The 14,714-nt window shown below is 36.0% G+C and carries 12 protein-coding genes and 1 pseudogene; 4 read left to right on the top strand and 9 right to left on the bottom strand.

Going from position 1 to position 14,714, the window contains the following annotated elements:
* Nucleotides 1-80: 80 nt before the first annotated feature.
* The 7 genes from EKL97_RS10885 to EKL97_RS10855 form a co-directional block, all read right to left on the bottom strand.
* On the bottom strand, nt 81-2,624 hold the full coding sequence (locus EKL97_RS10885; RefSeq protein WP_126568861.1) for a TonB-dependent receptor: 2,544 nt from the start codon (nt 2,622-2,624) through the stop codon (nt 81-83).
* 242 nt (nt 2,625-2,866) lie between these two features.
* Nucleotides 2,867-3,280, bottom strand: coding sequence for an RrF2 family transcriptional regulator (locus EKL97_RS10880; RefSeq protein ID WP_126455363.1), 414 nt, complete (start codon nt 3,278-3,280; stop codon nt 2,867-2,869).
* A 187-nt stretch (nt 3,281-3,467) separates the two neighbouring features.
* Nucleotides 3,468-4,262 carry a TPM domain-containing protein gene (locus EKL97_RS10875; protein ID WP_126556120.1) on the bottom strand — a complete coding sequence of 265 codons (795 nt, stop codon included), beginning with the start codon at nt 4,260-4,262 and terminating at the stop codon, nt 3,468-3,470.
* A complete protein-coding gene (locus tag EKL97_RS10870; protein WP_126455359.1) occupies nt 4,262-4,699 on the bottom strand; it encodes a TPM domain-containing protein in 438 nt (145 codons plus the stop codon). Before EKL97_RS10870 ends, EKL97_RS10875 begins: the two co-directional genes overlap by 1 nt.
* 151 nt (nt 4,700-4,850) lie before the next feature.
* Entirely contained in the window at nt 4,851-5,438 is a 588-nt protein-coding gene (locus EKL97_RS10865; RefSeq protein WP_126568860.1) for a LemA family protein, read from the bottom strand.
* 69 nt (nt 5,439-5,507) lie between these two features.
* Nucleotides 5,508-5,840: a MerR family transcriptional regulator gene (locus EKL97_RS10860; RefSeq protein ID WP_126461977.1), complete on the bottom strand. Its 333-nt coding sequence runs from the start codon at nt 5,838-5,840 to the stop codon at nt 5,508-5,510.
* A gap of 76 nt (nt 5,841-5,916) precedes the next feature.
* Entirely contained in the window at nt 5,917-6,894 is a 978-nt protein-coding gene (locus EKL97_RS10855) for a M23 family metallopeptidase (protein WP_126461980.1), read from the bottom strand.
* A 338-nt stretch (nt 6,895-7,232) separates the two neighbouring features.
* On the opposite strand from EKL97_RS10855, the gene alaS reads away from it, so the two are divergent.
* The 4 genes and pseudogenes from alaS (at nt 7,233) to EKL97_RS10835 (ending at nt 11,946) form a co-directional block, all read left to right on the top strand.
* Nucleotides 7,233-9,926, top strand: coding sequence for an alanine--tRNA ligase (alaS, locus tag EKL97_RS10850; protein WP_126568859.1), 2,694 nt, complete (start codon nt 7,233-7,235; stop codon nt 9,924-9,926).
* Nucleotides 9,927-10,016: 90 nt separating this feature from the next.
* Nucleotides 10,017-10,346, top strand: a pseudogene (locus EKL97_RS10845) (GxxExxY protein).
* A 26-nt stretch (nt 10,347-10,372) separates the two neighbouring features.
* Nucleotides 10,373-11,323, top strand: coding sequence for a GSCFA domain-containing protein (locus EKL97_RS10840; protein ID WP_126461986.1), 951 nt, complete (start codon nt 10,373-10,375; stop codon nt 11,321-11,323).
* 2 nt (nt 11,324-11,325) lie between these two features.
* Complete coding sequence (locus tag EKL97_RS10835; protein ID WP_126455347.1) at nt 11,326-11,946, top strand: DUF4230 domain-containing protein; 621 nt, start codon at nt 11,326-11,328, stop codon at nt 11,944-11,946.
* Nucleotides 11,947-12,050: 104 nt separating this feature from the next.
* On the opposite strand, the gene EKL97_RS10830 is transcribed toward EKL97_RS10835, so the two are convergent.
* Both EKL97_RS10830 and EKL97_RS10825 read right to left on the bottom strand, forming a co-directional pair.
* Complete coding sequence (locus EKL97_RS10830) at nt 12,051-13,808, bottom strand: aromatic amino acid hydroxylase (protein WP_126563826.1); 1,758 nt, start codon at nt 13,806-13,808, stop codon at nt 12,051-12,053.
* Between the two features lie 373 nt (nt 13,809-14,181).
* Complete coding sequence (locus tag EKL97_RS10825) at nt 14,182-14,679, bottom strand: hypothetical protein (RefSeq protein WP_126563827.1); 498 nt, start codon at nt 14,677-14,679, stop codon at nt 14,182-14,184.
* Between the last annotated feature and the right edge of the window lie 35 nt (nt 14,680-14,714).

Here is a 14,714-nt window from a genome sequence, read left to right as displayed (position 1 = left end):
CGGTTCGTTTTATTTGCATATCTAGCACAATCAAAACTCAGTTTTACTGGTGCTGTTATGCTTGTTTATATTTAGTGCTACTATAACGAATAACGAAGTGTAATACCATACGTTCTTTGATCGCCTAATACCCCTGCATATTGTCCTGAATTTCCACCCGCCGGTAATAGTTGTTCGTAGTACTCTTTGTCTAAAAGGTTACGTCCCCAGAATTGTACCGACAAACCATCTGTTGCCCGGAAACCTACACGAGCATTAAATAAGGCATAACCCTGAACGACTAAATATTTTGAAGCTGATGGACTAGAAGAGAATTCAGAACGGGCATAAGAATCGATTCCAAAGAATATTTTTCCTGTATTTCCAAAAAATTTGGCATTATCTGAAAGTTCACCTCCTAAAGATCCTGCCCATTTTGAAGCACCAGGTAAAGCAGTTCCGGAAACATCTTTAAAGGATACTGCTGCTCCTGTTTGTTCTAACGGAAGGGGTGCATTTATAAATTTGACATATTTACCGTCTGTATAGGTCGCTGCTCCATTGATGGTTAAATGTTTGTTGATTACAAAACTGGCGTCTAATTCTACCCCTTTTACCTCTACTTTATCTGCATTGGCAAGATAGCCACGGTTTATACCTAATTCAGCGGCCTGTACATTGGTTTGAAAATCTTTGATATCGGTATTAAAGAAGGTAAAATTGAATATTGAGTTTTTAAACGGTGCTGTTTTTACTCCAATTTCATAATGATTTACTTCTTCCGGTTTAATTACTGCAAGTTCAAGAATTGGTTGCCCGGCAAGAGTAGGTAATCCAGCTACGTTTACTCCAACGGGTTTGTAGCTTTTTGCAAAAGTCGCATACACATTAATCTTGTCAGTTGCTTTAAAAGAAACGGTTATATTTCCAGAAAAATTAATATTATTAGTATTAGATAAAAAAGACTGATCCGTATAAACTAATTTTTTCAAGGCAATTAAGGCTGGATCATTCGTTTGAAGTCCTCCATATGTTGTACGGTTGTAAGTAGCGTCTTTTTTGTCAAAATTATAACGTAAACCTGGTAATACATGCAAACGTTCTGTTATTACCCAGTCCAACTGACTAAATACTGCCGCACTGGAAGCTCTAATGCGGGCATCGGTTTTGATCCCATATCCTTCAAATAGGCCAGGTGTCTTCCATAAATTACTGGTAGTACTTTGCGCAAATCGCCATTGTGCATTACCGGATTCTTCTGTACCATCTGTTTGTGATGTTTGGTCAATAAAAAATAAACCTACTACACCGCTTAATTTTGAGGTAAGCTGACCTGCATAGCGTACTTCTTGTGTTATTTGTGTCTGTCTGGTTGGGTTTTGCGATTTGGCTAATACTTGTAATCCTGTAAAATCCCTATCGTTTGATGGATCCCAATTCCAAAAACGCCAAGCTGTTGTTGCCGTAAGTGTCCCATTACCAATTTTTGTATCTATGTTAAGAGATATTCCTCCCATATCTTGTCCTGAACGCCATGGCGTATCGTGATCAATTTTACGGTCAAACGCGTTTAAACTTGGCAATTGATAATTCAAATCAGCAATAATAGCATCAAATTGACGGTAAGCCGCTCTTTCTGTTGGTGCGACACCCGCAACTACCTGAGCATATCCATCTGGACGTTGTATTGTGATATCTGCAGCTAATATGATATTTGTTCTTTCAAAAGGAGTATAAAGTAATTGTCCTCTAATTCCTTGATTGTTTAATGTGTTTGTAGGTTTTTCAGTAACAACATTATGGATTAAACCGTCACGTTGCGTTCCTGAAAATGAGATTCGACCGGCGATTTTTGAACTCAAAGCTCCAGTAACCGAAGCTTTAGCTTGCAAAAAGTTGTAATTTCCGTAGGTTACTTCAAAGGTAGCATCTGATATAAAACTTGGTTTACGTGTAGTAATGTTAAAGGCACCCGAAGTGGTGTTTTTACCAAACAAAGATCCTTGTGGACCACGCAATACCTCAATTTGTTCGACATCGATAAAATCTAAAGTGGTTGCAGCTGGACGTGCATAATAAACGCCATCAACGTAGAAACCAACACCCGGATCGATTCCGTCATTTGTAAGTCCAAAAGGAGAACCTAGGCTTCGAATATTAATTCCCGTATTCCTGGGGTTTGATGAATACAATTGAACGGATGGGACAAGTTCTTTTATGCGATTAACGTTAAAAGCTCCAGATTGTTCTGCCTGTTTTCCCGTTATTACGGAGATTGCAATTGGCACATCTTGTACTTTCTCTATCCGGCGTCTTGAAGAAACGACCACCTCGACCAATACATTTTCTTCAGTAAGATTTATTTGTAATGTAGATATCGGTAAGGAAGTAATTTCTATTTCTGAGGTTTTATATCCCACATATTGAACTAAAAGAGTTAAAGGGAATTTTCCTTTCGAGTCAATCGTAAATTTTCCGCTAGAATCTGTAATTGTGTTAGAATCTGTTTCTTTTAGTACAATATTTGCGGCTTCTAATGGTATGTTTAGGTTTGTTGTAATTACACCTTCAATGTTTTGCGCAAATGATATTGAGAACGTTAAAACGGATAGTATTACAAGGGTATTATTTATATAATTTTTCATTTAAAGTAAGTATATGTAATTAGTAGAATTAAATTTAATTTTTTTTACTAACACATACACATCATTTGAGAGCTCTTTTTTGTAATTATAATTAGTTGATTTTTGCGAGATTTTCTATTCAAAAAAGCAAACTTACTTCGGTACGTTTTCATACTTTTAAATTTGTATTGTTAATGATATATTAAATTCGAGGCAAATATATAATTAATTCTATAAAATTAGTAGAGTTTAAATAATATTTTTTATTTTTTTACCAATGAAGCAATAGTGATGCCTTCCATAGCCTTTAAAGTTTCTTCTCTAATACTAATCAATCCGTGTCTTAGTAGGCATTCCGATTCATTAACGCAATCAGAACAACGTTCGTAAAAATTCAATGAGGCACAAGGTAGCAGGGCAATTGCACCATCAAAAAGCCTGTGAATATCGGCTAAAGTAATGTCATTTTTAGATTTTAAAAGATAATAACCGCCAAATTTCCCTTGTTTGCTCCCTACGAAATGGCCACGCTTTAAATCCAATAGAATCTGTTCCAAAAACTTTTTTGGAATAGAGGCTGCCTCGGCAATTTCGATAGTTCGAGAAATATGGGTTTCTTCTTGTTGCGCTAAAAACAGCAGTGCTTTTAGCGCATATTTGGCTTTATGTGAAAGCATGTAATGTCATTGATTGATTAATTTGGCTACTAATTTGGATTATTGCTATTCTGTAAATAGGTTTCAAAAAAATGAGCTAAATTATTGGTATTTAAAAAGAAATCTACTTTTTTGGGTTGGGTATTAATCACGGTTGTATTTGTTTAATAAACAAGGTTTTAATGCGGAAACACATCCCAGCCCTAAGTTACCAACTACCACTTGATCCGCCACCAGAGAATCCCCCGCCGCCAAAACCGCCACCAAAACCACCTCCAGAAGAGCCTCCTCCGCCAAAACCACCACCGCCTCTGCCACCGGCAAGACTGCTTAAAATAATGACATCGAGTAGACTTGGACCTCCGCCACCGGAATTTCCTGAATTTCCACCCCCTTTATTTCGGGATATTAATACCAGTATCACGATCACAATAACTATAATAGGAAGGATCGGGAATTCTTTTTCTTTTGGTGTTTGTTTGCGAACACCTTTGTATTTGCCTTTAAAAACATCAATTAAGGCATCTGTTCCTTTGTCTAATCCACTGTAATAGGTTCCTTTTTTAAATTCTGGAATGATTATATTCCGGATTATTTCTCCACCAGTTCCTGCGGTAAGCCTGTCTTCTAGACCATAACCAGGGTTTATTGCAATTTTTCTTTCGGTTTTAGAGAGTAAAATAATGACACCATTGTCTTCTTTTGCAGTTCCTCCAATTCCCCAAGTTTGTGCCCACCGGGTAGCTAATTGACTTACATCTTCCCCTTTTAGGCTTTCTATAGTGATCACTACAATTTGAGTTGTGGTAGAATCAGAGTATTTAATCAGTTTTTCTTCTAATTGTGCTTTTTCTGTGGCACTTAAAACCTTGGCATAATCGTAAACAGAGGTTTGTAACGTTGGTTTTTCAGGTATGGTAAATTGCGCAAAACTAACTTGTGTAAATAACAGATAAACAAACAACTTTAGGCAAATTAGGGTATTCTTTTTTTGTAATAGCATTATCCTTTAGATATTTCGTTTGATAATTCATTCGTGTCTCCCTCTTGCCAAGGAAAATAACTTTGTAATTGTTCACCGGCTCTGGTGATTCCGTCAATAAGTCCTTGCTTGAAATTCCCGGTTTTAAACTGAACGACCATTAGATCCCGTGTACAATTCCAAAAGTCATCTTGAACAACATCATTGATGCCTTGGTCTCCACAAATTACAAATTGGTGATCATCAACAGCTAAATATATTAAAACACCATTTTTAAGTTCGGTTTCATCCATTTTAAGTTCATGAAAAACGTCTCTGGCTCGTTCATACGCATCCATGGAAGTTGTTTTTTCTATGTGAACTCTAATCTCACCAGAAGTGTTTTTTTCAGCCATGCGAATAGCTTCAACAATCTCCTGTTCGTTTTCCGGGGTTAATAATTCTGCTACTTTTGACATTAAGATATTTTTGAGTTAAGATTAACGATTTTTGATTTCAGCAATGTTAAATCTGAAGTCAAAAATCATTAATTTTTAAAAGGTTGTTTCTTGAATTTAAATTTGATTTATTCTGACCTATAAAAATATATAAGATCTAATAAATCCAATTTTAGAAGTTTACTTCAACAGGTGCATCCGCTCCTTCAACAGCAGTAAAATATGCTTTGTCTTTGAATCCAAACATTCCTGCAAATAAGCTGTTTGGAAACGTTTTAATGTGTGAATTATAAGGTTTAACTGCTTCGTTAAAACGCGTTCTTGACGTTAAAATTTGATTTTCTGTGCTAGCTAATTCATCTTGTAATTTCAAGAAATTCTGGTTGGCTTTCAGCTCAGGATAGCGCTCTACTGATACTAACAATCGAGACAAAGAACTACTTACACCACTTTGTGCTTTGTTGAATTCAGCTAATTTTTCCGGTGTGATGTTCGTTGGGTCAATAGTAGTTGAGGTAGCTTTGGCACGTGCCTCAATAACAGCAGTCAAGGTACTTCTTTCAAAATCAGCAGCACCTTTTACAGTATTTACTAGATTTCCAATCAGGTCATTTCTTCTTTGGTACGCCGTTTGCACATCTCCCCATGATTGTTCTACTGTTTGGTTCATTGTTACCGCAGTATTATTAATCCCTTTAATCCAGCTGTACATACCAATAATAATAACTCCTACGATAATCCAAGGCAAAAATCTTTTCATCTTTGTTTAATTTAATGTTTGTTGTTTAATTTTAATTGTAAATAGTAGGATCCCTGTTTTGTTTTGGGATTACAATTCGTTTTTAATATTTGTTAATTGTGTGCGTATCGTTTCTAATTTCCTGATTATTTCAAACTTGTCCAAAGCCTTCTTTTGTCCTTCCTTCAAATGGGTTTTAGCCCCTTCCAGCGTAAAACCTCTTTCCTTGACTAAATGATAAATCAATTGCAAATTAGTGATATCCTCGGGTGTAAACATGCGATTGCCCTTGGCATTTTTTTTTGGTTTCAAAATATCAAATTCATTGTCCCAAAAACGTATCAGCGAGGCGTTCACGTCAAATGCTTTGGCTACTTCGCCAATGCTGTAATATCTTTTATCTTTAGAAAGTTCAATGTGCATATTTTTTATTTTAATCTTTTCTGAACACTTCTTTTATAAACTGTTACGACTGAATACTGAACACTTTGTTAAAGCATTAATCTAACGATTGATTCTCTTGATTCGCTAATTGTGCTATAGCAACATACTCTACTGCCGAAATGTTTCCATAATAAAAATTAAGCGGATTTACCACTTTGTTGTCTTTATGAACTTCATAATGCAAGTGCGGTGCTTCAGATCTTCCGGTACTTCCCACATATCCTATGACATCTCCGCGTTTTACACGCTGTCCAGCTCGTATTTTATATTTACTCAAATGCGCGTATAATGTTACGTATCCAAATCCATGCCGAATTACAATATGATTTCCATATCCAGAGGCCCTATTGTCGGCGGTTATTACAATTCCGTCTCCAGTGGCATAAATTGGAGTTCCTGTTTTGGCGGTAAAGTCCATTCCCTCATGCATTTTTCTTACTTTTGTAAACGGATCTGTTCGATAACCAAAACCAGATGCCAGTCGTTTTAAATTTTCATTTCGCACTGGCTGAATGGCAGGAATGGCAGACAAAAAATCACTTTTAGCATCTGCCATTTTCAAAATGACATCCAGTGATTTGGATTGAATGGCGAGTTCCTTACTTAATACATCAATTCTTTTGGTGGTATTCAGTACCAACTGGGAATTGTCATATCCCTCTAGTACTTTATACCTGTTTATTCCCGGTAATCCCGCTTTCCGGACAGAGTCAGGAATTGCTGTTTTATTGAAATATACCCGATACAAATTATTATCTCTGTCTTCAAGAGCCTCAACTACGCTATTTACCTGATCCATTTTTTTATTTAAAATCGCATAATTCAATCTTAAATTTTCAATTTCACGAGCCTGCAACCGATCTTTAGGCGTTTCAAAATAAGGGGTGTTCAATAATACAATAAAACTCAAAAAACCAAATAATATCGAGGCCAGCAAAAACAGAATGATAACACCAAATTTTCTTCTTTTTCGAGTTTTTATTTTCCTATACGCTAAATTTTCAGAATCGTAATAATATTTTACTTTCGACATATTTTAAAATACCCTATTTTTGCACACTGTAAAAGGTTAGACGAACAAATTTAAGAAATGTTTCATTTGTTACACCCTTTTTTCAATAATAAATAAAATAATGTGCCTATTCCAGCTATTTGTTGCAAGTTCTCGTTTATAAATTTTTTTTCTAATGAGCTAGCAGGAGCTTCCTTCGGTCGCTCTGCCACCTCAAGAAAAAATAAATGTATAAATCTCGAAGCTTTTCACTACTATCTGGGGCAAAAGAAATTAAAAGATTTAATGATTAAAAGATTGAAAAATTCAATTCTAACTAATCTTTAAATTTTTGAATCTTTAAATATTTAAATAAAAAAATGAAATCACAAGACGTACGCAAACAATTTCTGGATTTTTTCGCATCAAAGGGACACTTAATCGTTCCATCGGCACCCATAGTTCTCAAGGATGATCCAACACTAATGTTCAACAATTCAGGGATGGCCCAGTTCAAAGAATATTTTCTAGGTAACGGAACTCCAAAAAGCAACAGAATTGCTGATACGCAAAAATGCCTTCGTGTTTCAGGAAAACATAATGATCTGGAAGATGTAGGTTTTGATACCTACCATCACACCATGTTTGAAATGCTGGGAAACTGGTCTTTTGGAGATTATTTCAAGAAAGAAGCTATCAACTGGGCATGGGAACTTTTGACAGAAGTCTATAAAATTCCAAAAGAAAACTTATACGTATCCGTTTTTGAAGGTAATCCAAGTGAAAACGTACCATTCGATCAGGAAGCTTGGGATATTTGGGCGGCATTAATTGACGAAGACCGTATCATTCTTGGAAACAAGAAAGACAATTTCTGGGAAATGGGAGACCAAGGACCTTGCGGGCCGTGTTCAGAAATTCACGTTGACATTCGTTCTGCAGCAGAAAAAGCCTTAGTTTCAGGAAAAAGTTTGGTTAACAATGATCATCCCCAAGTAGTGGAAATCTGGAACAATGTATTCATGGAGTTCAACCGTAAAGCCGATGGTTCTCTGGAAAAATTGCCAGCAAAACACGTTGATACCGGAATGGGATTTGAGCGTTTGTGTATGGCATTACAAGGAAAAACATCCAATTATGATACGGATGTGTTTATGCCACTTATCGAAAAAGTAGAGCAAATTACAGGATTAAAATACACATCAAATTCCGTAGGTACAAGTCGAGACTTGTCCGTACCGAATGCAGATGAGGAAAAAATAAATATCGCTATTCGGGTAGTAGTCGATCACGTTCGTGCGGTTGCTTTTGCTATTGCCGATGGACAATTGCCATCAAACACAGGTGCTGGTTACGTAATTCGTAGAATTTTGCGTCGTGCCATTCGGTACGGATTTACGTTTCTTAATATAAAAGAACCGTTCATCAATCAATTAGTTACTGTTTTAGCGAATCAAATGGGAGAGTTTTTTCCGGAAATCAAATCGCAACAACAATTGGTTACGAATGTAATTCGTGAAGAAGAATCTTCTTTCTTGAGAACATTAGACCAAGGATTGCAATTATTAGAAAATGTGGTTGCCGAAACTAAAGGTTCAACAGTTTCTGGAACAAAAGCGTTTGAATTGTATGATACGTTTGGATTTCCAATTGACTTGACCGCATTAATTCTTAGAGAAAAAGGATTCGAACTGGACGAAGCTGGTTTTAACGCCGCCATGCAAGAACAAAAAAAACGTTCCCGTGCCGCATCAGAAGTTTCTACCGAAGACTGGTTGCTATTAGTTCCAGGAAATGTAGAAACATTCGTAGGCTACGACCAATCAGAAAGTGACGTAAAAATCACTCGCATTCGTAAAGTAGACAGTAAAAAAGATGGTGTTTTATACCAAATCGTTTTAGATAATACCCCTTTCTATCCAGAGGGTGGAGGACAGGTGGGTGATAAAGGAACGTTAGTTTGCTCCGCCAGTTCGCTAACGCTCGGGTCTGCAAATGAAACTATCGAAATCATCGATACGAAAAAAGAAAACAACCTGATTTTACATCTTGCAAAAAAATTACCGGAAAATATAAATGCTGGTTTTGTAGCCAAAGTAAATCAAGATTTGAGAAGTTTGTCTTCCAGAAATCACTCGGCGACACACCTAATGCACCAAGCCTTGAGAAGTATTCTTGGAACACACGTAGAACAAAAAGGTTCGTTAGTAAATCCAAACTACTTGCGTTTTGACTTTTCTCATTTTGCTAAAATGACGGAAACCGAATTGCAGCAAGTGGAAGATTTTGTAAATGCAAGAATTCAAGAGCAATTACCACTAATTGAAAGAAGAAATATTCCTTTTGCGCAAGCAGTTCAAGAAGGAGCGATGGCACTTTTTGGAGAGAAATATGGAGATGAGGTTCGTGCGATTAAATTTGGCGAAAGCATGGAATTATGCGGTGGAATCCACGTGAAAAATACAGCTGAAATCTGGCATTTCAAAATCGTTTCAGAAGGAGCGGTTGCTGCAGGAATTCGTCGTGTAGAAGCGATTACAAGTGATGCGGTAAAAGCACATTTTGCTTCGCATGAAAGCACATTGAATGAAGTAAAAATAGCCTTAAAAAATCCTCAGGATATTCTGAAAGCCGTTCATTCTATGCAAGAAGAAAATGTCAAATTGACTAAGCAAATTGAGTTTTTGGTAAAAGATAAAGTCAAAAATCTTAAAGCGAGTTTAATCGCTGAGATACAGGAAATTAATGGCGTTCAATTCTTGGCAAAACAAGTCGATTTGAATCCGGAGGGAGCAAAAGATTTGGCGTATGAATTAGGAAATTTAGGAAATAACTTATTTCTAGTTTTGGCTACAGTGAATCCCGAAGCTTCGGGAGAAAAACCAATGTTGACCTGTTATATTTCTAAAGAATTAGTTGCGGAGAAAAACCTAAATGCAGGACAAGTGGTTCGTGAATTGGGTAAATTTATCCAAGGTGGAGGCGGAGGACAGCCGTTTTTTGCAACAGCAGGAGGGAAGAATGTCGCAGGAATTCAGCAAGCTTTAGAAAAAGCAATTGAGTTTGTAAAGTAATTATATCGTAATTTTTTTAATATATTAGCGAGAAATAAAAAAATGACTGAAAACGAGATTTCAAAAATTGTTATTGATGTTTGTTAGAAGATGCACACTAAGTTTGGTCCAGGGTTATTAGAATCAGTTTATGAAGTTGTTTTGTTTTATGAGTTAACGAAAAGAGGACTACTAGTTGAAAGTCAAAAACCACTTCCCGTTGTCTGGGATTAAGTAAAATTAGATATTGGATTCAGAACTGACTTAATCATAGAAAATAAAGTTATTTTAGAAATAAAATCAGTTGAACAAATTGCTAATGTTCATCCAATACAACTTTAAACGTATCTGAAAATTACAGGAATGAAATTTGGCTTGTTAATTAATTTCAACGAACCACTAATTAAAACAGGAATTACAAGAATTGTAAATAACCTTTAACCTATGCGGCTTTGCGAGAAATAGATATGAATTTCAGAACCCAAGTTCCCATTCCTAAAAGTAAGTTTCCTATTGATTATACTTCTAAAATCATGTCTTTGGGTTCTTGTTTTGCGGTAAATATGGCGCAGAAACTGGACTATTTTAAATTTCAAAATAGTTGTAATCCATTTGGCATTTTGTTTCATCCTATAGCGATTGAAAAACTAGTTGATTTTGCTGTTTCCGGAAAGCAACTTACAGAAAGCGACATTTTTTTTTACAATGAACGCTGGCATTGTTTTGATGTGCATTCGGATTTGAGCAGTTCTAGTAAAGAGGAATTGTTAGCTTCTTTAAATGCAATACTGATAGCTACAAAACTGCAATTGCAGCATGTTTCCCATATTATTATTACTTACGGAACTTCGTGGGTATATCGAAATATAGAAAGCAATTGTGTTGTGGCTAATTGTCATAAAGTACCGCAAAAGCTGTTTCAGAAAGAATTACTTTCTGTTGAAGAAATAGAAGAAAGTATAGTAAAGACACTGAAATTAATTCATGTTGTAAATCCTAGTTGCACCATTATTTTTACCGTTTCTCCAGTGCGTCACATCAAAGATGGTTTTGTCGAAAATCAATGGAGCAAAGCCAATATAATTAGTGCGCTTCATGGGACTTTTGACTTTCGACTTTCGACTATAAATTACTTTCCCAGCTACGAAATCATGATGGATGAACTTCGGGATTACCGTTTTTATACTGAAGATATGTTGCATCCCAATCCAGTGGCAATCGATTATATTTGGAAACGTTTCAAGGAAACTATAATTTCTGAAACTGCTTTTGCTACAATGGATGAAGTTTCAACTATTCAAAAAAGTCTTTCGCACAAGCCTTTTAATCCGAAATCTGAAAGTCATTTAAAATTTGAGTCTAAAGTCAGAGAAAAAATCACTAAATTGGAATCAGAATATTCATTTATGAAATTTTAATTATGTTAAGAAGAATAGGTATTGCAATAGTAGTTATCGGGGGAATATTTTTATTATTCAAATACTGCGATTTTAAGAAAAACGACGATGAAGATATCCAGTACAACACAAATCTCATTCAGCAACAAATTCTAAATGTTGGAAAATTAGTAGTTACTGAAGGTCATTTCTCCGAAGTGATTACCTATAAAAATCAACAAAAATATTTGTTGGATATGCTTTCTTTTGAGAAAAAAGCATTGGTAATAGTCAATGCTGATGTTACAGTTGCTTATGATTTGCGCCAAATGAAATATGAAATAGATGAAAAAAATAAAACCATCACTATTGTTAGTATTCCAAAAGAAGAAATAAAAATAAGTCCGGATATTCAGTTTTATAACGTAGAACAAAGCAAGCTGAATCCGTTTACGGGAGATGATTATAATAAGATCAATAAATCGGTCAAAGCAAATCTCGCCAAGAAAATAGAAAAGTCTTCACTGAAAACCAATGCTCAAAACCGATTAATCAGCGAATTGTCCAAAATATTAATTTTGAGTAATTCAATGGGCTGGAAATTACAATACGAAGGAAAAGTAATCGAAAGCGAAAAAGATTTTGGACAAAAAATAAAATTATAATAGTTTTTTTGTCAGGTTGAGCGCAGTCGAAACCATTTTTATAGCTGTTTAAGCCTATTGAAAAATCTCGACTGCGCTCGATTTGACAAACCTAAATTGGAAAACTAAGCTTTCTCTTTGTCAAAGATTAAATCCAAACCACCAGTAATCAAATGCGCTACTTCAGGTCTTTTTTGTTTTAATTGATCGAGATAAACCAATATTTCCTGTAATAATTTCATTTCATTTCTTTCTTTTAGCAGCTCTGTGATTTCAACAGCTAATAACCAATCCTTTGGGTGATTGGTTTGTAAATTTTCGAATATAGGCTTCAAGGGAGTTTCTGTATCCCTGGTTTCTCTACTATTTCTAACAGTTTGGTACAAAACCTCTAAGTCATCACGTTCTGCGGTATGCGTCACTTTGATGGTTTTGCTCGAGGGAAGGTGCGAAATCAAATCAAAACTATTCACATCAGCAGGGCCTGAAAAAGCCGAAATCACTTTTTTGCCCACAGCCATATCATAAATGCCCCATTTTGGTTGAAACAAAATCGTTTCTCCGTGTGACACAGTACAGTTTTTAAAGCGAATCAAAATAATTTCGCCTTGTAAGTTTCTGGAGCCGGTTATGATTTCACCTTCAACAGTGATGCCACCTTCAAACTCCAGTTTGACCGTTTTAGATTCCAGTATATCGTAGGCATTCAAATCTTTTGGACTCATGTCTTCAATTGCCAGATTGATTCCTTCTAGCTTCCCAATAGGGCTCCCAAAACCCTCAGGATGTGTCAAAGTTCCATGACCAACCAGTTCTTTTTGGCGAGAAGCTAAAGCCGTTTTTCCGGTGGTTTGTATATAAATAGGCTTGCCTTCGTGTGCAATTACGGTACTAAAAACGCCCGAAATTTGCAAGCCTGTACTCAATTCAATTGTTCCCAGAGCATTTGAGTCTATCAGTTTTTCTATTCCGGATAAACCGCCTGTTCGGAGTGCCATTTTATTCGCAAATTCCTCTAAAACTAGGTTTAAATAAGCAAATGTTGGTGTGACATAAAGTTGCGGTTGCAATTTTGTGATGTCAAAACTCTGGTTTGCTGCTGATAGGTCATACGGAATTTTCTTGACCTCGTTTGTCATGCAGTGCGCACTTTCGCCTATTGAAGATAACAAACCGGCACCATAAATTTTAGGATTTTCTACGGTTCCAATGAGTCCGTATTCGACAGTCCACCAATGCAGGTTTCTAATTTGCGCCATTTCTGATAATTCACCCATATTGTTTTGCAAATCTTCTACCGCTTTTTCGGCAGCATCAATAACAGCTTGGGGAGTTCCCTCAGCTTCTTTTACGATCGAAAGCAGTCGGATGGCTTCATACATTTCATAATCCTTATGTGAAGAGAGCGCTTTACAGCCTATTTCGCCAAAACGGCGTAAATATTCCGCATATTCCGGATTAGCAATAATGGGAGCATGACCTGCACCTTCGTGAATAATATCCGGCGCAGGCGTGTATTCAATATGTTCGAGTTGTCGAATGTCAGATGCAATTACAAGCACATTATAGGCCTGAAATTCCATGAAAGCATTGGGCGGAATAAATCCATCCACCGCAACCGCTGCCCAACCTATTTCAGTCAGAATGCGGTTCATTCCATACATGCTCGGAATGTTGTCAATCTCGATTCCTGTTTTTTTCAATCCTTCCAAGTAGGAACTATGCGCCACTTTTGATAAATAAGCTACATTTTTGCGCATCACATAACGCCAAACCGCTTGATTTATGGGCGTATAATCGCTGTAATCCTGAGGTTTAATGAATTGTTTTAAGTGCTTTGGCAATCGGTCTAATAACGGATTGCTTTCTATAGTTGAGTTCATATCGAAAACCTTGTAGTTCAACTGCAAAAGTACAAATTTCAGGAGCTATTTCCCGCTTTTCATTGCAAGTTTTTGCAAACCCGTTTGTTTTTCTAATGTTCCGGCAGGAGAAATAAAAAGGGGGTATTCCTCTTTTCTCCCTTTCCTTTGGAGAGGGTTGGGGAGAGGAGTCGCTTTTTATAAACAAGAAAAATCAAAACGGCTTTCACAAAAAGCTTTTCATTGCAATCGGGGCTAGGGGAGTTGAGGTTTAATTTGAGATTAGATAATTCAACATAATTTAGTTGCGTTCAGTCATTGCGAGGAACGAAGCAATCTCATCAATACATTACACGTACAAAGTCTGCTCAGTTCGTCACACTCTCGCTTAAGCTTATAAAAATTTTAAAGCTGTCAGTACAACAATAGAAATTGCTATGAAAATCCAGTTTTTTATGGTTGGGCTGTATTTCCGTTTGAATTCTATATTATTTAATGCGAATACAATAGCTATAAAAACAAATGTAATTATTCCTATAATAAATATAGAAATTAAATCTAACTCATTAGGATTGCTTTGGTTTAATCGATAGGAGTTAATTATCAATGTTATTGTAAGCATAATCCAAGTTATAACACTCATCACCCAGCCTTTAGATAGGTTTTTGATTAAAAGTATTGCTGATGAAATAGCAATAAGTGATAGAATTACTAAAGTTATATTTTTTCTGACAGCCATTTGAACAATGCTATGATGGTCTATTAATGGATTTTTCCACAAAAAAGTATAATATTGATTGCAAGTTAAATAGACAAAAAACCATATTAAAATACCGAGGCAAATCTGAATTCCAGATAGTATAATTTCAAACATTCTCCAATTATGTTTCATTGACTTCCGCTAAATTAAACATTGTGCATTCTCAT

The sequence above is a fragment of the Flavobacterium sp. LS1P28 genome (genome assembly GCF_003970335.1).
Taxonomy (GTDB): domain Bacteria; phylum Bacteroidota; class Bacteroidia; order Flavobacteriales; family Flavobacteriaceae; genus Flavobacterium.
Note: the sequence above shows the minus strand (reverse complement) of the source record. Positions and strands in the feature narration are given on the sequence as shown.